17 protein-coding genes are annotated in these 21,838 nt (G+C 59.0%); 10 read left to right on the top strand and 7 right to left on the bottom strand.

Going from position 1 to position 21,838, the window contains the following annotated elements; translation table 11 throughout:
• The first annotated feature begins 22 nt into the window (after positions 1 to 22).
• From ACP8IT_RS07255 to galE, 3 genes are all read left to right on the top strand, one after another.
• A complete protein-coding gene (locus tag ACP8IT_RS07255; protein WP_005278926.1) occupies positions 23 to 1,036 on the top strand; it encodes a sigma-70 family RNA polymerase sigma factor in 1,014 nt (337 codons plus the stop codon).
• 234 nt (positions 1,037 to 1,270) lie between these two features.
• On the top strand, positions 1,271 to 1,948 hold the full coding sequence (locus ACP8IT_RS07260) for a metal-dependent transcriptional regulator (RefSeq protein ID WP_023017369.1): 678 nt from the start codon (positions 1,271 to 1,273) through the stop codon (positions 1,946 to 1,948).
• A gap of 3 nt (positions 1,949 to 1,951) precedes the next feature.
• Positions 1,952 to 2,935 (top strand): UDP-glucose 4-epimerase GalE, encoded by a 984-nt coding sequence (galE, locus tag ACP8IT_RS07265; RefSeq protein WP_005278922.1) that lies wholly within the window; start codon positions 1,952 to 1,954, stop codon positions 2,933 to 2,935.
• Between the two features lie 22 nt (positions 2,936 to 2,957).
• On the opposite strand, the gene ACP8IT_RS07270 is transcribed toward galE, so the two are convergent.
• On the bottom strand, positions 2,958 to 4,043 hold the full coding sequence (locus tag ACP8IT_RS07270) for a DUF4192 domain-containing protein (RefSeq protein WP_349887745.1): 1,086 nt from the start codon (positions 4,041 to 4,043) through the stop codon (positions 2,958 to 2,960).
• A gap of 260 nt (positions 4,044 to 4,303) precedes the next feature.
• Between ACP8IT_RS07270 and ACP8IT_RS07275 the strand changes: the two genes are divergently transcribed.
• Both ACP8IT_RS07275 and ACP8IT_RS07280 read left to right on the top strand, forming a co-directional pair.
• On the top strand, positions 4,304 to 5,320 hold the full coding sequence (locus ACP8IT_RS07275) for a PAC2 family protein (protein ID WP_005278919.1): 1,017 nt from the start codon (positions 4,304 to 4,306) through the stop codon (positions 5,318 to 5,320).
• A 34-nt stretch (positions 5,321 to 5,354) separates the two neighbouring features.
• Positions 5,355 to 7,898: a DEAD/DEAH box helicase gene (locus tag ACP8IT_RS07280; protein ID WP_490289821.1), complete on the top strand. Its 2,544-nt coding sequence runs from the start codon at positions 5,355 to 5,357 to the stop codon at positions 7,896 to 7,898.
• Positions 7,899 to 8,022: 124 nt separating this feature from the next.
• Here ACP8IT_RS07280 and ahpD read toward each other — a convergent pair whose 3' ends face one another.
• Both ahpD and ACP8IT_RS07290 read right to left on the bottom strand, forming a co-directional pair.
• Positions 8,023 to 8,547, bottom strand: coding sequence for an alkylhydroperoxidase, AhpD family (gene ahpD, locus ACP8IT_RS07285; RefSeq protein WP_005278916.1), 525 nt, complete (start codon positions 8,545 to 8,547; stop codon positions 8,023 to 8,025).
• A 102-nt stretch (positions 8,548 to 8,649) separates the two neighbouring features.
• Positions 8,650 to 9,243, bottom strand: coding sequence for a peroxiredoxin (locus tag ACP8IT_RS07290; RefSeq protein WP_023017366.1), 594 nt, complete (start codon positions 9,241 to 9,243; stop codon positions 8,650 to 8,652).
• Positions 9,244 to 9,405: 162 nt separating this feature from the next.
• On the opposite strand from ACP8IT_RS07290, the gene ACP8IT_RS07295 reads away from it, so the two are divergent.
• On the top strand, positions 9,406 to 10,353 hold the full coding sequence (locus tag ACP8IT_RS07295; protein ID WP_284609171.1) for a LysR substrate-binding domain-containing protein: 948 nt from the start codon (positions 9,406 to 9,408) through the stop codon (positions 10,351 to 10,353).
• 109 nt (positions 10,354 to 10,462) lie between these two features.
• Here the strand turns inward: ACP8IT_RS07295 and ACP8IT_RS07300 are convergent, their stop codons facing one another.
• On the bottom strand, positions 10,463 to 11,449 hold the full coding sequence (locus tag ACP8IT_RS07300; RefSeq protein WP_232215127.1) for a hypothetical protein: 987 nt from the start codon (positions 11,447 to 11,449) through the stop codon (positions 10,463 to 10,465).
• A 51-nt stretch (positions 11,450 to 11,500) separates the two neighbouring features.
• Here ACP8IT_RS07300 and hrpA point away from each other — a divergent pair, with 51 nt between their 5' ends.
• Entirely contained in the window at positions 11,501 to 15,403 is a 3,903-nt protein-coding gene (gene hrpA, locus ACP8IT_RS07305; protein ID WP_490289822.1) for an ATP-dependent RNA helicase HrpA, read from the top strand.
• A 192-nt stretch (positions 15,404 to 15,595) separates the two neighbouring features.
• Here the strand turns inward: hrpA and nrdR are convergent, their stop codons facing one another.
• On the bottom strand, positions 15,596 to 16,054 hold the full coding sequence (gene nrdR, locus ACP8IT_RS07310; RefSeq protein WP_023017363.1) for a transcriptional regulator NrdR: 459 nt from the start codon (positions 16,052 to 16,054) through the stop codon (positions 15,596 to 15,598).
• A 207-nt stretch (positions 16,055 to 16,261) separates the two neighbouring features.
• Positions 16,262 to 16,666, bottom strand: coding sequence for a hypothetical protein (locus ACP8IT_RS07315; protein ID WP_023017362.1), 405 nt, complete (start codon positions 16,664 to 16,666; stop codon positions 16,262 to 16,264).
• A 253-nt stretch (positions 16,667 to 16,919) separates the two neighbouring features.
• Here ACP8IT_RS07315 and lexA point away from each other — a divergent pair, with 253 nt between their 5' ends.
• Together lexA and ACP8IT_RS07325 are read left to right on the top strand one after the other, a co-directional pair.
• Positions 16,920 to 17,630 carry a transcriptional repressor LexA gene (gene lexA / locus ACP8IT_RS07320; RefSeq protein WP_005278903.1) on the top strand — a complete coding sequence of 237 codons (711 nt, stop codon included), beginning with the start codon at positions 16,920 to 16,922 and terminating at the stop codon, positions 17,628 to 17,630.
• Between the two features lie 483 nt (positions 17,631 to 18,113).
• Positions 18,114 to 18,896, top strand: coding sequence for a DeoR/GlpR family DNA-binding transcription regulator (locus tag ACP8IT_RS07325; protein ID WP_005278900.1), 783 nt, complete (start codon positions 18,114 to 18,116; stop codon positions 18,894 to 18,896).
• 69 nt (positions 18,897 to 18,965) lie between these two features.
• Here ACP8IT_RS07325 and ptsP read toward each other — a convergent pair whose 3' ends face one another.
• Positions 18,966 to 20,654 (bottom strand): phosphoenolpyruvate--protein phosphotransferase, encoded by a 1,689-nt coding sequence (gene ptsP / locus ACP8IT_RS07330; RefSeq protein ID WP_490289823.1) that lies wholly within the window; start codon positions 20,652 to 20,654, stop codon positions 18,966 to 18,968.
• 209 nt (positions 20,655 to 20,863) lie between these two features.
• Here ptsP and ACP8IT_RS07335 point away from each other — a divergent pair, with 209 nt between their 5' ends.
• Positions 20,864 to 21,826, top strand: coding sequence for a 1-phosphofructokinase family hexose kinase (locus tag ACP8IT_RS07335; protein WP_490289824.1), 963 nt, complete (start codon positions 20,864 to 20,866; stop codon positions 21,824 to 21,826).
• The last annotated feature ends 12 nt before the right edge of the window (positions 21,827 to 21,838 follow it).

Below are 21,838 nucleotides of genomic sequence, written 5' to 3' on the forward strand. Positions count from 1 at the left end.
ACAATTTCAGGAGGCTGAAAAGATGACGAATCCATCTGCCAACACCGCCAATGGCACTTCGACTGCCACTACTGATGAGGAACAGGAAGTAGACCGCGGGTCTCGCCGCAATCAAACCAATGACAATCCCTCCGCGGACTTGGTACGCGTCTACCTCAACGGAATCGGTAAGACCGACCTGCTCAGCGCCGAGGACGAGGTTGAACTCGCGCAAACCATCGAGGTAGGCCTGTATGCAGAATACAAGCTCAATAATGCAGAGAAGCTGACGCGCGCAGAAAAGCGCGACCTGAAGATCTTGGCCCGCGAAGGCAAGAAGGCCCGCTCCCACCTGCTGGAGGCAAACCTTCGACTCGTAGTCTCCCTGGCCAAGCGCTACACCGGCCGCGGAATGCCACTATTGGACCTCATCCAGGAGGGCAACTTGGGCCTTATCCGCGCCATGGAAAAGTTCGATTACGCCAAGGGCTTTAAGTTCTCCACCTACGCGACGTGGTGGATCCGACAGGCCATTACCCGCGGCATGGCCGACCAATCGCGCACCATCCGCCTGCCGGTCCACCTGGTGGAACAGGTCAATAAGCTTTCCCGCATCAAGCGTGAGATGTATCAGTCCTTGGGCCGCGAGGCGACCAATGAGGAACTGTCTGAGGAATCCGGCATTGATGAGAACAAGATCGAGATGCTGCTGCGCCAGTCCCGCGATCCCGTCTCGCTCGATATGCCCGTCGGCACCGACGAGGAAGCCCCATTGGGTGACTTCATCGAGGATGCTGAGGCTACCGATGCTGAGACCGCCGTCGTGGCCTCCATGCGCCACTCCGATATTCGCGGTGTCATCGATACGCTAGAAAAGCGCGAGCAGGACGTCATTCGCCTGCGCTACGGCTTGGATGACGGCGTGCCACGCACCCTCGACCAGATTGGTCGCCGGTTCGGGCTCTCCCGCGAACGCGTACGCCAAATCGAGCGTGAGGTCATGGCAAAGTTGCGCGATGGCAACCGCGCCGACCGCCTGCGCGAGTACGCGCTGTAGAACTTTTCGCCTCCTGAACCATATTTAATCGCGACCTCGACTGTGCCGCCGAGAATTTTTCCAGTGTGCTTTCGAGGTCGCGTTCTCTATGCAAGCGGCGAGTACGAACTCGTCTCCTTAAAATCTCTCCAGCAAACTTAGGGCAACTTAAGCTAGTCTGGATACAGAATGTAAAAAGCGCTGTCTGCTTTGCGCACGGCACGCATTACTGTTTTCAAAGAAAGGTATGCCCACGTGAGGGACCTCGTTGATACTACTGAGATGTACCTTCGGACCATTTATGAATTGGAAGAAGAAGGCATCACTCCCCTGCGCGCCCGGATTGCGGAACGCCTAGAGCAGTCCGGACCTACCGTATCCCAAACCGTTGCTCGCATGGAGCGCGATGGCCTCCTCCACGTTCGTTCGGACAGGAGCTTGGATCTAACCGAAAAGGGACGCGAATTGGCCACGGCGGTTATGCGCAAGCACCGACTCGCGGAGCGTTTGCTTACTGATGTCCTCGGGCTCGATATCAGCAAGGTCCACGATGAGGCCTGCCGCTGGGAGCACGTGATGAGCGAAGAGGTGGAAAAGCGCATGGTATCGGTCCTCGATGACCCTAGCCGCTCGCCTTTTGGCAACCCCATTCCGGCGCTGGCGGAACTGGGCTTCCAGGTCCCCGAGCCATCGATTGGGACGCGGGCTATCGATCTCCCCGATGGCGAAGAGAAGTCCGCAAAGATTATCCAGATTAACGAGATCCTGCAGGTGGATGAGGCCACCTTCCGGGAACTCGCAGAGGCTGGCATCCGCATCGGTACCGAGGTCACCGTGGTCAATAATGGCGGCACGATTTCGCTTACCACTCCCTCGGGTAAGGTCATCACCTTGGCAGATGATCTCGCACACGCCGTGCGCGTGGAGGTCTAGGCCATGAAGCTTTTGGTTACTGGCGGTGCCGGCTATGTCGGCAGCGTGTGTTCCGCAGTCCTCGTAGAGCAGGGCCACGATGTCACCATCATCGATAACTTTTCCACGGGTAATAGGGATGCCGTGCCGCCCGCAGCCCGCGTGGTAGAAGGCGATGTGGCCGACAAGGCCGCAGAGGTACTCGGCGAAGGCGGCTTTGAGGGAGTCCTCCACTTCGCCGCCCGCTCGCTGGTCGGTGAATCCGTGGAAAAGCCGGACGAATACTGGCAGCACAACGTCGTGACCACGCTGCGCTTGCTCAACGCCATGCGCAATAACGATGTGAAAAGCCTCGTCTTTTCTTCCACCGCAGCCACCTATGGCGAGCCGGAGCAGGTCCCTATTACTGAGGACATGCCGACCCAGCCCACGAACCCCTATGGCGCTAGCAAATTAGCTATCGACTACATGATTACCTCTTTTGCACAGGCCTTTGGGCTCGCGGCAACGTCCCTGCGCTATTTCAACGTCGCCGGTGCCTACGGCTCCATCGGCGAAAACCGCGAGATTGAAACCCACCTCATCCCCATTGTCCTGCAGGTTGCTCTGGGGCACCGAGATAAGATTTTCATGTTTGGCACGGATTGGGATACCCCGGATGGAACGCCGGTGCGCGACTACATCCATATCCGCGATCTTGCCGATGCCCACGTGCTTGCCCTCCACAGCAATGCCCCCGGCACCCACCGGATCTATAACTTGGGTTCCGGCGAGGGATACTCCGTCAAGCAGGTCATCGAGATGTGCCGGAAGGTCACCGGCCACGAGATTCCGGCGGAGATCGCCCCGCGTCGTGCCGGAGACCCAGCCACGCTGATTGCATCCTCAGACAAGATCAAGCGGGAGCTGGACTGGAATCCCCAGCGCACTGACTTGGAAACCATCGTGACCGACGCGTGGAATTTCACGCGCCAGCTGGGCGACCGGGCGCATTCGGCGCGGCGCTAAAGCGCGGCGCTAAAGCGCGGGGCTACACAAAGCCATCGGCATCAATCCCCGCTGCTTCCCGCGCCGCGTCGCAACCACGGCTTAGGCTGGTAATGAGGCGTTCCCCCATTCCGCTGCGATAGGCCTGAGCGATGAGCTGGCTTAAATTGTGGCCCGGTGCCTCATCGATGGCGACGGTCAGCGCCGGACCGGCGTAAAGCCCGAATTTCTGCGCCACCTGGGTCGCTGCAAACAGCGCCAAGGCGTTATAGCGGATGGTGCCGCCAAAGGTGCGCGCCGTGGCTAGGAGCAAGGTACCGGCCGCGTGCGGGGATTCGACGAGGTCTCGGATGACCAAGTCGCGCATCCACGTCGTTGACATCCACATTGCCCCCACGCAGAGTAATTCTTCGTTATCCAGGGTCTCTTCCAAGGTTTCTACCTCGCTTAATACGTACTGCGCATCCGCGATGAGGTGCTGGACCACCCGGGTTGGATTCGTTGAGCCATACCCGTGGCCGGCACGCATTTGCCGGGACAATTCCTCGGCGCAGCGCTGCATGGACACGATTTCTTCGTGCCCGAAGTACGGGTTGTGCGGGGCAAATTGCTGGACCAGCTCATCGCGGGAAAGCTCCGGCAAGGTACCGTTTTCTACGCAGGCGCGCATAGAGGAACTGGTGGAAATAGCGGGAATGGTTCCTTCGGTCCAAGCGTGCATAGGGCCCTTGCCATTGCCGGTGCCAAAGCCAAAGACGAGGTCGTAGGCGGTGGACGTAGCGATTTCTTCCACAAGCCAGCAGGCATCGATTCCGGTGCCCTTGTCATCTTCGAAGTGGTAGAGCGCCTCGATCATCTCCCAGAGCTCTACTTCCTCGCGTTGGGAGATGATAAAGCCGAGAACGACTTCCGGATTACCGCAATGAAAGGCGCTCATGATCTCTGGGAGGGCGTCGGGGACATCGGACAGGTCTATGCGTGCAACTGGCCCCATGGTGCGGCCTGCTGGGGTTGGTTCGATGGAGATGAGGACGATTGATTCTGCTGGGAAGAATCCGAGGATTCCTGGAATATTGGCAAGGATATCGCCGGGTGTACGGATGGGCTGTTGTGGCGTTGTGATCTTCATGGCTCCTAGCTTCGGGGCCTGCGGCAAGTACCGAAAGCCCATCGCGGGCAGAGGGCCGAAATCTGTGGATAAGGTGGGTGGAAGGGGGCATCGGCAAGCAGTTATGCACAGGCCCACCGCACCGGCCCTAGCGCCGGTTGCCTCGTTAGGGCATAATGGGTTATTTAACTACTCCGCGAACACTGACCTGAGTGCGTGTGGGAATAGTGCGGTCCTGGCGGTCGTTGATCTAGATTAAAAGACCAAGGAGGTAACACATCATGCACGAAGAAGATCGCAGCATGTACGAATTGGAGTACCCCGCTCCGGTGGTCAAGGACAATTCCGGTGAAGGAAAAGGCCCCACCATGATTGTTGCCATGCACGGCTATGCCGATGCGGGCCAGGCCGTTGAGTCGAGCGCCGATCACCTCAAGGCCGCGCTGGAAAACCGCCAGCTAGCCTCCTTTAACTCTGATGAGCTCATCGATTATCGCTCCCGCCGCCCCGCCGTCACCATCGATAATGACCGGGCCCTCGAGGTAGAACCCATGGATTTGGGTTTGAAGGTGCTCCGGGATAATTCCGGCAAGTCCTTCCTTCTTCTGTCTGGCCCAGAGCCGGATATGCGCTGGGAAGCATTTACCACGGCGGTGGTCAAGCTGGTGGAGAAATTCGATATTGAAGACACCATCATGCTCTACGCCGCGCCGATGCCCGTGCCGCACACTCGCCCCACCGTGGTCACCGCGCACGGTACCGCCTCCCGCCTGACGGATAGCATGGTCAAGATGGATTCGACCATGATGGTTCCTGGCGCCGCGGCGCTGTATATCGAAAAGGCCTTGGCGGATAAGGGCCGCACGGTAGCGGGCTATACCGCTCACGTGCCGCACTACCTGGCTGCGTCTCCGTACCCACAGGCCACCCTGGAGCTCCTTGACTCCGTGGCTAAGGCTGCTCAACTGAATATTCCGCTGGGCAGCATTGAGGCGGATATTTCCCGCGTCGAGGGCCAGCTGGATGAGCAGGTCAATGGCTCGGAAGAGATTGAGGGCGTGGTCCAGCAATTGGAGCAGCAATACGATGCCTTCATGGACCGCTACCGCCAGGAGCACCCGCAGGCCATCATGCCGGGCGAGGAAGCCGTGCCCAGCGCTGAGGAAATCAGCGAGGAGTTCGAGGCCTTCCTCGCCTCGCTTGATGAAGCCGATAGCGAGGAGATTATCCACACGGATATCGATGACCGCGAAGACTCTGACGATGACGATGACAGAGACTTAGGCGACGATATCTAACGAACCCGCCCCCATCGCCGCTAAGGTGGTGGGGGTGAACTTATCTCAACAGCTGCCAGATTTAACGGAAGTCCCCGAGTCCCTCATTGATGAGGCCATTTGGGATACTTTTAACTCGTGGACCACCAGCAAGGGAATCGATTTATATCGCGCGCAGGAAGAGGCCTCGCTCGGCATCTTGGCCGGAGATAACGTCATCCTCGCGACCCCAACGGGGTCCGGAAAGTCCATGGTGGCCAACGCCGCGCATTTCATCGCCCTCGCCCGCGGGCAGCGGAGTTTTTATACCGCGCCCATTAAGGCGCTGGTTAGCGAGAAGTTCTTTGCGCTGTGTGAAATCTTCGGCGCAGAAAACGTGGGCATGATGACTGGCGATGCCACCGTAAACGGCAACGCCCCCATCATCGCCGCCACCGCTGAGATCGTTGCCAATATCGCGCTTCGCGATGGCGCCGAGGCCAATATCGACCAAGTGGTTATGGACGAATTTCACTACTACTCCGATCCAGATCGCGGCTGGGCCTGGCAGGTGCCGCTCTTGGAGCTACCCAAGGCGCAATTCCTCTTAATGTCCGCCACGCTCGGTGATACCGACTGGCTGCAGGAAGATCTCACCCGCCGCACGGGCCGCGAGACTAATTTAGTGGCCGGCTCCACCCGCCCGGTGCCGCTGGATTTTTCCTATGTTTTCAGCGCGGTGCACGAAACCATCGAAGAGCTGCTCGCCGATAATAAGGCACCCATTTATGTCGTGCACTTTTCCCAGCGCGAGGCCGCCGAGCGGGCCCAAGCCCTGACCTCGCTGTCTGGCATCATTAACAAAGAGGAAAAAGAGGACATCGCTGAAGAAATCGGCGGCTTCCGCTTTACCACTGCCTTTGGTAAGGACCTCTCAAAGTTGCTTCGCAAGGGCATTGGCATTCACCATGCGGGAATGCTGCCCAAGTACCGACGGCTCGTGGAGCGCCTCGCGCAGCGCGGCCTCCTCAAGGTTATTTGCGGCACCGATACCTTGGGCGTGGGCATCAACGTGCCCATCCGCACCGTATTGATGACCGGCCTGGCCAAGTTTGATGGGCAACGCCAGCGCATCTTGAAATCCCGCGAATTCCACCAGATTGCGGGGCGCGCTGGGCGCGCGGGCTATGACACGGAAGGCACCGTCGTCGTCGAGGCCCCAGAGCACGAGATTGAAAATGCCAAGGCCCGCAGGCGCATTGGCGATGACCCGAAGCGGCTCAAAAAGCTCAAGAAGAAATCCGCACGCGAGGGCGAAGTCTCCTGGTCCGAGAAGACCTTTGCGCGGCTCACGGAAGCAGAACCGGAGCAGTTGACCTCGCAATTCCGGGTCTCGAATTCGATGCTGCTCAATGTCTTAGCCCGCCACGGCGATGGTTATGCGCATATGCACCACCTCTTGCGCGATAATCACGATCCCCGCAGCAAGCAGAACAAGGACATCCTCACCGCCCTCGACCTCTTCCGCGGATTGCTAGATTCCGGTGTGGTCCAAAAATCCACGAAGGGGCTCGATATCTACGGCCGCCCCTACCACCTCGTGCGGGAATTGCCGCGAGACTTTGCCCTAAACCAGCCCCTCGGGCCCTTTGCCTTGGCCGCGCTCTCCCTGTTGGACCCAGAGGCAGACAGCTATCACCTTGACGTAATCTCTATCTTTGAGGCGATCCTCGATGATCCCCGGCAGGTGCTGCAGGCCCAGCAGAAGAAGCGGCGCGGGGAAGAAATCGCCGCGCTCAAGGCGGACGGGGTGGACTACACCGACCGCATGAATATCGTGGAGGATATTACCTGGCCCAAACCCCTAGAGGAGCTGCTCGAGCAGGCCTACGATACCTTTGCGGAAACCAATGCGTGGGTAAAGGAATTCGAGCTGCGGCCGAAATCCGTGGTGCGCGACATGGTGGAAAATGCCATGACCTTCTCGGACTTGGTGGCCACTTACGGCTTAGCCCGCTCTGAGGGCGTTATCCTCCGCTATCTCACCGATGCCTGGCGCACCCTTAAACAGTCCATCCCCGATGAATACACGACGCCCCAAATTGAAGACATCATCGTCTGGTTAGGCGAGCTCATCCGCCAGGTGGATTCTTCGCTTGTCGATGAATGGGCGCAGATGGCCGGCGAAGACTCCCCCATCGATCAAGATACGCTCGACCGCGAGCTGGCCTTTGGCGTCGAAGACCCAACAGCCCTTACCGCTAACCGACGCGCCTTTGGCATCATGGTGCGCAATTACATGTTCCGCCTCGCGCAGCTCTTCGCGCTGGAGGAAGAAGACCGCCTGGCCGAGGTATTGGATTATCTGGACGAGGTCCCCGATTTTGGCGCCGTCTTGGATGACTACTTTGACGAATACGACGACATTGATACCGGCCCTGAGGCGCGCGGACCCGAGTACTTCCGGTTGGAAGAATCCAGCTCCCGCAGCTGGCCCGTGCGGCAAATTATCAAGGACCCAGCAGGAGATCGCGCCTATCAATTTGTCGCCACGGTTGATCTGGACGCCTCCGATGAAGCCGGCGAAGTCCGCCTGTCAGAGTTGCGCGTCGAGTATTAATCACACGCGGGTTAGCTAAAACGATAAAAGCCACCCCCTGCGCTGTACCCGGCGTCCTATGGGGGACACCGAGGGAAGCAGCGCGCGGGGGTGGCTTATTCCAAAGGCTAATTAAGCAGCGCTTTTAGCGTGCAGCCTCAATCTGGACGGCCTGTGCGACTGCCTGAATGACAGAAGCAACCTTGATGGCCTCCCAGACCTGCTCCTTGGTCGCGCCAGTATCGTTGAGCTTCTGGGTGTGGGCGCCCAAGCAGTGCTCGCAGCCGTTGATGGCGGACACGGCGATATTCCACAGCTCGAAGTTAGCGTCTTCCACGCCAGGCTTGGAGATGAAGTTCATCCGCAGGCCGAACTTGACCTGTGCGTAGTCATCGCCCAACCAGCTCTTGGCGCGGTAGGCAACGTTGTTCATTGCCATCACGGTGGCAGCGCCGTAAGCGGCGTTGGTAGCTTCCTCAGAGAGGTGCTCTTGCGCCTCTTCCGCGATTTCAGAAATCACGGTGTCATTGCGGGTAGCTGCCGCCGAAGCCAACAGGGTGCCCCACAGCTGCTCTTCATTGAGCTCGGTCGTGCGTGTCAACGCACCAAGGTTGAGCTTCTGATCCTTGGCGTACTCAGGCAGTGCTGACTTCAAGTTCTCGATAGACACGGTCTTTCTCCTTCTAAATCTTTTCTCAGTAACTTAACTTGCAAGTAAGGTGCATGCCTCCCCGCCTGAACGGCAGGGAAAGCAATCACTCATAACTAATGCTTAAAGCTGGGACTGAACGACGTCCATCTTGTCGATGTTCTTCGTTGGGTCGTTCTTCTCCCAGTTGCAGGCGCAGACCTCTTCGGACTGCAGGGCGTCGAGGACGCGCAGAACTTCGTCAACGTTACGGCCCACAGCGTCCGGGGTAACGGAGACGAACTGGATGACGCCATCTGGGTCGATGATGAAGGTTGCGCGGTCAGCAACGCCGTCAGCGTTTTCTACGCCCAGTGCGCGGATCAGGTCGTGACGCACGTCGGAAAACATCGGGAACGGAACGTCCTTCAGGTCCGGGTGGGTTGCGCGCCAGTTGAAGTGAGCGAACTCGTTATCGGTGGAGCCGCCCAGCACCTGGGTGTCGCGGTCCTGGAACTCTTCGTCCAGCTTGCCAAAGGCAGCGATCTCGGTCGGGCACACGAATGTGAAGTCCTTGGGGTAGAAGAAGACGACCTTCCACTTGCCCTCGTACTTGTCCAAGGAAACCTGCTCGAAGTAGTCCTCTGGCTGGCTAGCGTTAACGTTGTGCAGGTCGCCGCCGGTCAGGGCGGTGAGGTCGAATTCTGGGAACTTTTCGCCAACGGTCATGATAGGCATGTTCTTCAACTCCTTCTTAAAAGGGTAATCTTTTTCAAGTTTCCGACAGTCCTGTGCCGAGGACCACGGGCCGGACCCTCTCCGGCCCAACACCAAAGACAATACCATTAATTCCGGTCACGTCAATAGCTAATCCTATAGATAAATGTTAGAGTGATAGGCATGCATAATAAAGAGTATCGACCAACACTTGCCCAGCTGCGCACGTTTGTCACCGTGGCGGAAAACAAGCACTTCGGCACCGCTGCCGCCAAGCTGGAGATCTCTCAGCCTTCCCTCTCCCAGGGCCTCGTGGCGCTCGAGCAGGGGCTCGGCGTCCAGCTCATCGAGCGCTCCACCCGCAAGGTCATTGTAACCTCAGCCGGCGAAACCCTTTTGCCCTACGCCAAATCCACCCTTGAGGCCGCCGATACCTTCCTCGCACATGCCCGGGGCGCCCATGGCACTCTGTCTGGCCCGCTTACCATTGGCGTTATCCCGACTATCGCCCCGTATATCCTCCCAGACTTACTGGCGATGATTACAGAGACCTACCCGGAGCTTGAGCCGCGCTTTGTGGAAGAGCAAACCCAGCACCTTATCGCGCGCCTGCGCAACGGCAACCTCGATTTAGCCATCCTCGCCCTGCCTTCGGAGGCCACGGGCATGGTCGACAGCTCGCTGTACACCGAGGACTTCGCCATCGTCAGCCCGCCCGATCACCCCATTGCCGGGCGTACAGACGTGCAAGTTGCAGAGCTGCGGGACTTGGACCTGCTGCTGCTTGACGATGGCCACTGTCTCCGCGACCAAGTCGTCGATCTCTGCCGGCATGCCCACGTCAACCCTGCAGAGGCAACAAATTCCGTCACGCGCGCCTCATCATTGACCACTATTATGCAACTGGTCATGGGTGGGCTCGGCTGTACCCTCGTACCCAAGTCCGCGTTGGCCACCGAATGCCACGGCAAGAACCTCGGAGTGGCCTACTTTGCCCCCGATGTCACCGCAGAACGCGAAGTCGGCCTCGTCTTCCGCTCCTCTGCCGCACGCAGTGAAGAGTTCCGCGAATTCGGCACCCTGATTACCGCCGCTTATGAAAATGCCCTCGCCCGCTCGCTGGAGGGCTAAAACTTAAGCGTCTTCGATTCCCCACGGCCCCTCGGCTCAATTACTCCCGCCACATAAGTTTAAGGCCACCGAAGCACCGCCTCGGTGGCCTTAAACAATGACAAAGCCATTACGCAGGTTGGCCGGCTGCGCGCCCTGCACACTGGCGGAACAAATAAGCCGTAGACAGTAAGGTAACCGGTACAGCAACAATCAACCCAACAAGGAATACGATGAAGCCGCCAATTATAATCAGCATGTTAAGCACCGTTAGCAGCAAAAGCTGGCCGTAGTTTCCTTTACCGGCCTTAAAACCGTTCTTGATGGCTTGGCCAACTCCGTCGCCATCGGCCGCAAACCACTGCATCAACATATAAAGCGGCTGAATAAACAGGCCGATGAGAGTCAATAAAGCCACAACTCCGAAAAGGCCTGCCATGGATTCCAACGCCTCTTCCTCTGTGGCACCGGTCCCCATATCAGGGCTAAGGAAGAATGAACCACCAACGAAGATGAACATTACTAACCAGGTAATAATGCCGATGATGATCATGATCGCTAGCGGCTGCCACCACCGCACATTCTTGCCCACATAGTTCCACCCAGTGCGCGGATCATCGATTTGGAATAGCGCCAGTCGCAGCGCCATCAGGCTAATGACGGCCACGAACACATAGGACACGATCTGCACAATGGCTCCTCCACCGAAGGCCTCCGCACCCTCTGAGGGAGCAACGGCCGCGCCCAAGATAGAGAAAGCGATGGCAATCACGCCAACGAGCAAGCTACCGAGGATCCACAATTTCCAATTCTTAAATACCGTACGAAAGGCCCACGAAATAGAATCGATGGCCGAGGGTTTTCCGGTAAACCCGCCGTTGTTTACGGTGTTGTCCTGTGCTTGGTAGCCCGCATATCCTTGATTGCCAGAGCTCTCGTGGCTACCGCCATAGGAGGGCAGGTTGCCGTAGCTTGGCTGGTCCTCTGGGTGGTTAGTCGGTTCATAGCGTGGAAAATCGTCGTTTCCACCGGATTTATTGTCATTCATCAGCGGTGCCTTCCTTCTGTATCCGGGTTGGGCGCAACGAGAAAAGTATCGTTTGACAAGTATTTTCATACTAGCAACTTTTTCCACTCCACGTAACCGGGGTAAGCTCATAAATTAGCCATGACACAGCATGAAACCACGACGTCGCAGGCCCCTAGCCGCGATGAACTTTTTGCAGCATTAGACAACGTCACCATCGCCGAGGCCCGCAGCTTCCGGCGCCGCCTATCGAAGGCACGCGCCCCCAAGGCCCTGCGCGAAATCGGCCAGGATATCCAGGCTGCCGCAGATCGCCTCGCGCTTGTCGATGCCGCCGTTCCCCCACTCACCTACCCCGATTCCCTGCCGGTCAGCGCCCGCAAGGACGATATCGCCGCCGCGATTGAAAAAAACCAGGTCGTCATCATCGCCGGCGAAACCGGTTCTGGTAAGACCACGCAGATCCCCAAGATCTGCCTCGACATCGGCCGGGGCCGCCGCGGCCTTATCGGCCATACGCAGCCGCGCCGCATCGCCGCGCGGACCGTCGCCGAGCGCATCGCCTCCGAGCTGGACCAAGATATCGGGGAATCGGTAGGCTACGCCATCCGCTTCGATGACCAGGTTTCTGATACCACCGCCGTAAAACTCATGACGGACGGCATCCTGCTAGCTGAAATGCAGCGCGATCGCTTCCTTAATAAATACGACACCATCATTATCGATGAAGCACACGAGCGCTCTTTGAATATCGACTTCCTCTTGGGATATCTCAAGCGGCTGCTGCCCAAGCGGCCCGATCTCAAGGTGATCATTACCTCCGCGACGATCGATCCGGAAAGCTTTGCCGAGCACTTCGCCCAACCCGATGGCACCCCCGCGCCCATCATTGAGGTCTCTGGACGCACGTACCCGGTAGAAATCCGCTACCGCCCCCTCGAATTCGAGGCCGGTGGAAAGCTGGTGGATCAGGACCCGCTCGATGGCTTAACCGAGGCCATCGAGGAGCTCATGGCAGAAGGCGACGGCGATATCCTCTGCTTTTTCCCGGGCGAGCGCGATATCCGCGATGCCATGGAAACAATCGAGGCCAAAAAATGGAAAAATGTCGAGGTCGCGCCCCTCTTCGGGCGCCTATCCAACCAGGACCAGCACCGCGTATTTAGCAATCACCGCGGAAGGCGCATCGTTTTGGCCACCAATATCGCCGAAACCTCGCTGACCGTACCCGGAATCCGCTACGTCGTGGATACAGGCACCGCGCGAATCTCGCGCTATTCCACGCGCACCAAGGTGCAACGCCTGCCCATCGAGCCCATTTCGCAGGCCTCTGCCAACCAGCGCTCCGGTAGGTGCGGCCGCGTCGCCGATGGCATCGCCATCCGTCTCTATAGCGAGCAAGATTTTCAAAGCCGCCCGGAATTTACTGATCCGGAAATCCTGCGCACCAACCTGGCCAGCGTCATTTTGCAGATGGTCTCGCTCAAGCTCGGCGATATCGAGCAATTCCCCTTCCTCCAGCCACCCGAGTTCAAGGCCATTCGCGATGGCCTCAACCTCCTCCACGAGCTCGGTGCGCTCCAGGACAAGCACAAGAAACCGGCGCTGACCGAAACCGGCCGCAACTTGGCTCGCATCCCACTCGATCCGCGCATGGCGCGCATGCTTATCGAGGCCCATACCAACGGCTGCCTCCACGATGTCATCGTCATTGTTGCCGCCATGACCATCCAAGACGTGCGCGAACGCCCGCTGGAGTACCAAGCGCAAGCCGATCAGGCGCACGCGCGCTTTAAGGACAAGACCTCTGACTTTTTGTCCATGCTGAAGTTGTGGGATTACATCAAACAGACCCGCAATGAGCAATCGGGCAATAGGTTCCGCAAGCGCATGAAGCAGGAGTTCCTCCACTACATGCGCATCCGCGAGTGGTTCGACCTGGTCCGCCAGCTCAAAGACGTCTCCAAGCAGCTGGGGTGGGATTACCAAGAAGGCACCGAACGCCGCTCCGACGATATTCACATCGCGCTGCTATCTGGCCTGCTGTCCAATATCGGCGCCCGCGACGGCAATTCCAAGGAGTTCCACGGCGCGCGCAATACCCGCTTCCTTGTCTTTCCAGGCTCCGCCTTGGCCAAAAAGCCACCCGAGTTCGTCATGGCGGCAGAGCTCGTCGAAACCTCTCGGCTTTGGGCACGCGACGTTGCCGCCATCGATCCGGCGTGGGTGGAAGAGCTCGGCGCGGACCTGCTCAAACACAACTATTCCGATCCCACGTGGTCCCGCAAGCGCGCGGCCGCCATCGCGCACCAGAAGTCCACGCTCTACGGCGTGCCCATCGTCGCGGACCGTACCGTGCCATATCACCGCGTGGACCCCGTCGCGGCGCGCGATATGTTCATCCGCAATGCGCTTATCGCCGGCGAGTGGAATGCGCATCATCACTTCCTCAAGGCAAACGCGCAGGCCCTTGATGAGGCGGCCGAATACGAGGAAAAGGCCCGCCGCCGCGGCCTCATCGTGGATGAGGATACCCTCTTTGATTTCTATGACCAGCGCATTCCCGCCAAGGTCACCACGGGCCGTCATTTCGATTCCTGGTGGAAGAAAAAGCGCCGCCAGGAACCCGATCTGCTGAATTTCGATCCAGCCACGCTTGTCGATGACTCCCACGACGTCACCGAAGTCTCCTTCCCCGATCACTGGCGCAAAGGCTCCATCGATTACGAGCTGACTTATAAATTCGAACCCGGCGATCCCCTTGATGGCGTCACCGTCATGGTGCCCGTTCCCATGCTTGCCGGCCTCGATATCGAAGGCTTCGATTGGCTCGTTCCCGGCCTGCGATTCGAGCTCGTCAACGAGCTTATTCGTTCCCTTCCCAAGGCCCTGCGGCGCACCGTCGTGCCCGCCCCGGAATTTGCCGAGCGCGCCATGGAACGCCTCATCCCCTTCGAAGGCCCCCTTACCCAGCAGCTTGCCGATGTCCTGCGCGAGCTCGGCGGGCACGGCATCAACGCCTCCGACTTCCAACCGGACAAGCTGCCGGACCATTTGCGGATGAACTACGCGGCCATCGACAAGAGTGGCACCATCATCGATTCCGATAGGGACCTTGCCGCCCTGCGCGAGCGCCAGGCCGGCCACATTAAATCGTCCGTCTCACGGGTAAGCCGCACCGCAGAATCCACCGCGGTCAGCGAGTGGACCGACGATACCCTCGGCACCGTTGACGAGACCATCACCACCACCGTCGATGGCCACGAGGTCACCGCTTACCCAGCGTTGGTGGCCACCAAGGAAGGCGTTGAGCTTAAGGTTCATCCCACCAAGGCAGCTGCCGATGCCGCCATGGTCACTACCACCCTCACGCTTTTGATGCGCGAAATTTCCGTCTCGACCGCGCAAATGGTCAAGGGGCTTCCCTTGCAGCAGCGCGTCGCCGTGGATTCTTATCAGCATGGCGGCGCCGACGGCCTGGTCAATGACGCCCGCGTCGCGGCGATCCGCGACCTCATGCTCGAGGTCGGCGGCCCCGTGCGCTCCCCCGAGGCGTTTACCGAGCTCAAGGATACCGTGAAACCACAGGTTCCCGGCCGCGTGCGGCAATCAATAGTCTCGATCGCGCCTGGCTTGGCTGAGTACTCCAACCTCCGCGCCGAACTTTCCCAGTGGGATGGTCCCGCCATCGAAGATATGGAAAAGCAACTTAATTTCCTTCTTCCACCGAATGCCATCACCGTGCACGGAGCCACGCACCTGCGCCACCTTCCCCGCTATATTCAGGCAATGCGCATCCGTCTGGAGGACAAGTCGCTCGATCCGGATCGCGATGCCGACCGCCAGGCCGAGGTCGATAACGCCAAGGCCTACCTGGCAAACCGCCTCCGAAACCTCCCCGCGGGCCGCGAAAAGACACGCGAGGTCAAGGACATCCACTGGATGATCGAGGAATTGCGGGTCTCGCTATTTGCCCAGCGCCTCGGCACGGCGCACGCGGTGTCCCTGCGGAGGATCCAAAAGGCAGTGGATAAATTGCGCTAGTCACCCCAACCTCACGTTCCCGCCGCCCGGCCGGCCATACCTAAGCTAAAAATCTGCTTACTCGGCCGCCGGCGGCGTAAACATTGGGCAGGCCCTAACGAAACGATGCACCCAAAAGGCCAGTTAAGACTGCTTCGATCCTGCGCAGGAACGGCTGTATAACTGCTGAGAAATCGTCCTACACTGCGCAGTTTAAAGGTCCCCGCGATCGCGCCGCCGCATCAAACGAATCTCCGATTCAAAGTCATCCGCGCTCTCGAATGATTTATACACCGAGGCAAAGCGCAGATATGCAACCTCGTCTAGGTCACGCAGCGGCTCAAGGATCGCTAGCCCGATTTCGTTGGCGTTTACCTGCGAGGACCCGTGCCCCCGCACCGTTTCCTCAACCTCTTGGGCCAACTTTTTTAAGGCATCATCGCTAACGTCGCGACCCTGGCATGCGCGCCTAACCCCCCGAATGAGTTTATCCCGGCTAAATGGCTCAGCGAGGCCATTTCTCTTAACAACCAGCAGTACGGCCTTTTCCACAGTGGTGAAGCGTCCCTTACAGGAAGCACACTCCCGCCGGCGCCGTATCGATGCGCCGGCATCAACCACGCGCGAGTCAATAACGCGGGATTGTTCGTTATGGCAAAACGGGCAGTACACACTAGTCCTTTCGCTAATTTAGCTTCTCGGTTTAGTTTACCTCCCACGGCCAAGCCAAAAACCTGACACCATTGCGCCAGACTCCTCCTACTCGAGTGCCTGTCTCCGTGAAGCAAGCGGGCCTTATCTGCGGCCGGGAAGACAAGCTGCTGCCTAAAAGGCTCTAAGCCTTAAACCCCCGAAGTGCCTGCTTTTGTACACGCAGCACTACTGTCCGATCGCTGCTTCTACTTGCTGTACCGAAGCGCCAGGATCAGTCGGCGTTTCAGCGCTCGTACCCATCAGCCCGCCGGCAACCGTGCCGAAAAATACGGCAGCACCAAATACTGCACCGAGGAGGTAATTCTTGCGCGAACTATGCGCATCGTCTTCTTCCATCGGCCTGTTCGCGAAATCAGGTAAGGAACGTTCATCAGTCCACGTATTCGAATAACCTTCACGGTTCGTTCGATATACGGAATTTAAAGTCCTGATTTCCCCCTTTTCGGAAGGAGAATGCTGCACGCCCCAGCTTTGATCATCAATATCCCAAATAGCGGCTGAAGGGACGATCTGTGGACGTGCCGCGCGCTGTTTGACCATGTTATTGCGAGAGTGAAGTAGTTGAGACATTGCTTTCCTTTCGACGACCGCCGTAAGTCTAAAGCGGCCCCTTGACACAACAAGAGCTCAATGTCGCTCCTGTGTTCGAGATTGGTTCTATGTTCGATTTATAGCACCACTTCAAAAACCTGTCCAGTTTTTCGCGTAAATCTCGAACGCTTGTACTTTTCGTGCTACAAATGAGTTATGGCACGCAGGTGTCACCCAGTCCCTTTTCAAGCTATGAACGCAGAACCTCAGACCCCTTAGCTAGGAGCCGCACATGGGCCGCAAGAAAGCAAGCACCGCAAAGAACGATTACGCCTCCCTTTCCGAAAGGCAACGCCGCATCCTTAACGTCATCAGCGATGCAGTGATGCTCCGCGGTTACCCGCCCAGCATCCGCGAAATTGGTGACGCCGCCGGCCTGCAATCCACCTCGTCCGTGGCCTATCAGCTCAAGCAACTGGAGGAAAAGGGCTTCTTGCGCCGCGATCCCAATAAACCCCGCGCGGTCGACGTACGCCACCTCAACACTGACGACGCCGAAAAGAAGCCGGGCCGCAAGGCTAAGGACGTCCCCGATACCTCTGCCCGCGGCCCTGAAGAGTCTGCCGCCGTAGCTTATATTCCCGTCGTTGGCCGCATCGCCGCCGGTGCACCAATCACTGCAGAGGAAAATATCGACACGTATTTCCCCATGCCAGACGAGGTCGTCGGCGGAGGAGAGCTTTATATGCTGCAGGTCGTGGGCGATTCCATGCAGGATGCCGGCATCCTCAACGGCGACTGGGTCATCATCCGGTCGCAATCGGTGGCTGAGGAAGGCGAGTTTGTCGCCGCGCTTCTCGATGGCTCCGAGGCCACCGTCAAGGAATTCCACCGCGATTCCTCTGGCGTATGGCTCCTTCCGCACAACGATGCCTATCCGCCCATCAACGGCGATGATGCGGAAATTATGGGCAAGGTAGTATCCGTCTTCCGCAAACTCTAGGCCCCGGCCAGCTACTTTAACCAAGCCGCACGCGGGTGTTCGCCTGCGGTTGTTGTCGCCGCCGACACTCTGCGCCCGCTTTCTTGAAACCCGCTCTTTGCACTTCGTACGCTGCCCTGTTCCCCGCATAGGGAGCAGGGCCATACGAGTTTTAACGCATTCCACGCCTTTCTGCCTCGCAATCGCGCCCCAAAAAGCCAACTTAAGCGCGCGGGGTTTATTGAGAAAGCACCCCCGAAATAACGGATCCGTAAGTTAAGCGCTACTAGGGTTGGCTTTCAACTAGGGCAAATAAAGCTGACTGACCTGCGGCTTTTATCCCAAACCAGACAACAGCGCACACCTTAATTTTTGTTTTCGTCCGATTACCGCCGAATTTTGACACAATGGAGGGAGAAATCCCACATCAGTTAGCTTTCACCGAGCGCCTGCATTCGCAGATGGAGTAACCGCCCGGCCGAAGGCGAGGAGCAAGGAGGGTCCGTGTACGCAGAGGAGCGACGCCGCCAGATCGCGTCCCAAACTGCAGTTGAGGGTCGCGTTAACGTAACCGATTTATCAGAGCGTTTCGAGGTGACTGCTGAAACCATTCGGCGCGACCTAGCCGTACTGGATCGTGAGGGCGTTGTCCACCGCGTGCACGGCGGCGCCGTGGCTTCGCAGGCGTTCCAGACCGCGGAGCTCACCCTCGATACCCGCCAACGTTCCGCGTCTGGGGCCAAGGCCGCCATCGCGCACGCCGCGCTCGATTTCCTTCCCCCTGGCGGCGGCAGCATATTCCTTGACGCCGGCACCACAATTAATACCTTTGCCGAGCTTATCAGCCAGCAATACCCGCAGGCGCAGTTCAATATCGTCTCCAATAGCCTGCCCATCGCACTGTCGCTAGCCAATAGCGGCGTTCCCGATGTCCAGCTCCTCGGTGGGACCGTACGTGCTATCACCCAGGCCGTCGTCGGCGATACAGCCTTGCGCACCATGGCGCTCATGCGTGCCGATGTCGCCTTCATCGGCACCAATGCCCTAACCCTCGACCACGGCTTGTCGACGGCCGATTCCCAAGAAGCAGCCATCAAATCTGCCTTCGTCACGAATGCCCACAAGGTCGTGGTCATGTGTGATTCCAGCAAATTGGGCAACGACTACTTGGTGAGCTTCGCCTCCATTGCAGATATCGATGTCGTCATCACCGATTCCGGCGCGCCGGAATCCTTCGTCGATGCCCTGCGCGAGCGAGAGATCGATGTCGTGCTCGCCAGCGAATAGCTCCAGCATGCGCACGACTTCGCCCTCCCTACGTTGACATCTAGGCAGGGAGGGCGAAACCTTTTGCCGTTAGTTGAACTTTTCTACCTGCTCCATCGCTGCGGCGCGGGCGGCGGATGGGCCTTCGGAGTTGAGGGCGGCATCGGCAAGCTGTTGGCACTGGTCAAAGGTCAGCTCGGCCAATTGGGCACCAACGCCGGCGACTGCGGTCGATGCAGCAGACAAGGAGTTGACGCCTAGGCCGGTCAATACGCAGGCCAATAGCGGATCGGCCGCGGCCTCGCCGCACACGCCAACCGGTACGTTGTATTCGTGCCCCGCAATGCAGGTGTGCTGGATAAGCCGCAGCACGGCCGGCTGCCAGGGGTCGGTGAGGTACGCAAGCTGCGGTGACAGGCGGTCAGCGGCCATCGTGTACTGGGTGAGGTCATTGGTGCCGATGGATACGAAGTCCAGATGCGGCATGATCTTATCTGCCATCAGCGCTGCTGCGGGCACCTCAATCATCGCGCCCGCGGTCAGGCCGCGCTCCCGGCACAGCTCCGCAAACCACTGGGCTTCCTTCGACGTCGCCACCATCGGTGCCATGACCCAGGTTTCGGCATCGTCGCCGCGGGACTCCGCGGCCTGGGCGATGGCGTCCAACTGGCGCGTCAACAGGGACTCATTATCGCGGGCAATGCGCAGGCCGCGCACACCCAATGCCGGGTTCTCCTCAGAGGACAGCGTGGCATAAGAAATCGGCTTATCGGAGCCAGCATCCAAGGTGCGCACCACGACCTTGGAATCGGGGTAGGCGTTGAAGACCTTTCTGTAAATCTTTGCCTGCTCGTCAACGGAAGGCTCCTCGCTCGCGGACAGAAACGACAGCTCCGTGCGGTAGAGGCCAATCCCCTCTGCCTGCGAGTCGGAGGCAATGCGGGCGGCGTTGCCGTCGGCCACGTTGGCCAAAAGCTGCACGCGGTGGCCGTCCTTGGTTTGCGCTGGTCCAGTCCATTCGGCAACGCGGGCGGCGCGCTCGCGGTATTCCGCGACCGCCTTGGTGGATTCTTCCTCGTCCGCACCCAGCGTCACGGTTCCAAGCGCACCGTCGACGAAGACCAGCGTGCCGCTTTCAATCTCCCGCAGCTTATTTCCCACGGCGACGATGCACGGAATATCGAGCTGGCGGGCGATGATCGCGGTGTGGCTGGTGGGCCCGCCCAGCTCGGTAACGAGCGCGCGAATATGCGCGGTATCCAGGGTGGCAGTATCGGCGGGCGCGAGGTCATCGGCAAAAAGCACCGCTTGGCCCTCCACCATGGGCAAACCAGGCTCCTGCTCGCCGCGCAGCTGGGCGATGACGCGGTCGCGCACGTCCTTCAGATCGGTGGTGCGCTCGGCCATGACGCCGCCGGCCGCCTCAAACATGGTGACGAACTTATCCGTGGCTCCCACCGTGGCGAACTCGGCATTCTTGCCCGAGCGAATATTCTTGCGCACGGCCTTGTGCCACCCGCGGTCCTTGACCATGCCAGCGGTCGCCGTCAGTACCTCCGATGCTTGACCCTCGGCGGCTGCGGCGCGGTTTTCCAAGCGGCTGGCGACGACATCGACTGCCTCGAGGAAGCGATCGTATTCGGCTTCGCTGCTGGCCTCTTGGTCAATACTTCCTTCAGTGGGCAGGTCCGGGCGGGGGCGCACCCATACGGCTTCTGCATAGGCAACTCCAGCGACAACGCCGGTTCCTTTAACAGTGGACTGAAGCGTATTTTCCATGGCGATACTTCCTTCGAAGATAGCGGCTTATTTATTTCCAGATCATCACAAATCCAACAGAAATGCAATGTATGCCACACGGTTTCTATTGACTTTCCAACACAATCGGGCAAGAATAAACATTTACGGCGGGCTTAAGCGCGAGTTTCAACCGGACCGACTGCGTGTGGCCCCCAATATACGCACTCTGCGAAAGGGATAAGTTCTCGATGATCCTCACGCTCACCCCAAACCCAAGCATTGACGCCACCCTGGCGCTCAATCAGCAACTAACCTCAGGCGATGTCCACCGCGCCGCCAGTGTTACCCAGGTTGCCGGTGGCAAAGGCGTCAACGTTGCCCACGCCGTGCACCTCGCCGGGAAAGAAACCCTCGCCCTCTTCCCCGCCCGCGCGGCCGATCCGTTCATCAACCTCATCCAGGAGGTCCACCTCCCCTACGCCCACATGGACATGGACGGTGGCGTCCGCGTCAATACCACCATCACCGAGCCAGATGGCACGACCACCAAGGTCAACGGCCCTGGCCCGCTGCTTTCCGATGCCACCCAAAACCACCTCATTTCCACCCTTACCCACCATGCCCAATCTGCCGATTGGGTAGCCCTTGCCGGATCGCTGCCCAAGGGCGTAGACGCTGGCTGGTATACCGACCTCATCAAGGAGATCCGCACTGCCGCCCCGCAGGCGCGCATCGCCGTGGATACCTCTGATGCGCCGATGAGGGCCATCGCCATGCAGCTCGCTACCGCCGCCCCGGATCTCATCAAACCCAACGGCTTCGAATTAGGGCAGCTAACCGGCCAGGATGGCCTCCCCCTCGAGCGCGCCGCTGCGGCCGGGGATTATAGCCCGGTCGTGGAGGCTGCAAGGGATGTCGTGGGTCGCGGCATCAAGGAAGTCCTTGTCACCCTCGGCGGCGCCGGTGCCGTGCTGGTAAACGCAGAAGGCGCATGGGCTGCCACCCCGCCTCCCGCCACGGTGAAATCCACGGTTGGCGCGGGTGATGCCGCATTGGCCGGATACCTCCTGGGGCGCACGCAGGGGCACGGACCAGCAGATTCCCTCGCACTCTCGGTGGCTTATGGCACCGCTGCGGCCGCAAAGCCCGGCACCCAATTCCCCCGCCCCGAAGAACTCGATACCGCCCATACCTCCATCTCTGCTCTATAGCTAAAGGAGCCT

The organism is Corynebacterium sp. LaCa_23, from assembly GCF_058182375.1.

Excerpts from the sequence above, each read along its gene's own strand:
- ACP8IT_RS07255 (WP_005278926.1), top strand. The coding sequence starts at position 23 with ATGACGAATCCATCTGCCAACACCGCCAATGGCACTTCGACTGCCACT.
- galE (WP_005278922.1), top strand. The coding sequence starts at position 1,952 with ATGAAGCTTTTGGTTACTGGCGGTGCCGGCTATGTCGGCAGCGTGTGT.
- ACP8IT_RS07270 (WP_349887745.1), bottom strand. The coding sequence starts at position 4,043 with ATGAAGATCACAACGCCACAACAGCCCATCCGTACACCCGGCGATATC.
- ACP8IT_RS07275 (WP_005278919.1), top strand. The coding sequence starts at position 4,304 with ATGCACGAAGAAGATCGCAGCATGTACGAATTGGAGTACCCCGCTCCG.
- ACP8IT_RS07290 (WP_023017366.1), bottom strand. The coding sequence starts at position 9,243 with ATGCCTATCATGACCGTTGGCGAAAAGTTCCCAGAATTCGACCTCACC.
- ACP8IT_RS07295 (WP_284609171.1), top strand. The coding sequence starts at position 9,406 with ATGCATAATAAAGAGTATCGACCAACACTTGCCCAGCTGCGCACGTTT.
- ACP8IT_RS07300 (WP_232215127.1), bottom strand. The coding sequence starts at position 11,449 with ATGAAAATACTTGTCAAACGATACTTTTCTCGTTGCGCCCAACCCGGA.
- hrpA (WP_490289822.1), top strand. The coding sequence starts at position 11,501 with ATGACACAGCATGAAACCACGACGTCGCAGGCCCCTAGCCGCGATGAA.
- ACP8IT_RS07315 (WP_023017362.1), bottom strand. The coding sequence starts at position 16,666 with ATGTCTCAACTACTTCACTCTCGCAATAACATGGTCAAACAGCGCGCG.
- lexA (WP_005278903.1), top strand. The coding sequence starts at position 16,920 with ATGGGCCGCAAGAAAGCAAGCACCGCAAAGAACGATTACGCCTCCCTT.
- ptsP (WP_490289823.1), bottom strand. The coding sequence starts at position 20,654 with ATGGAAAATACGCTTCAGTCCACTGTTAAAGGAACCGGCGTTGTCGCT.
- ACP8IT_RS07335 (WP_490289824.1), top strand. The coding sequence starts at position 20,864 with ATGATCCTCACGCTCACCCCAAACCCAAGCATTGACGCCACCCTGGCG.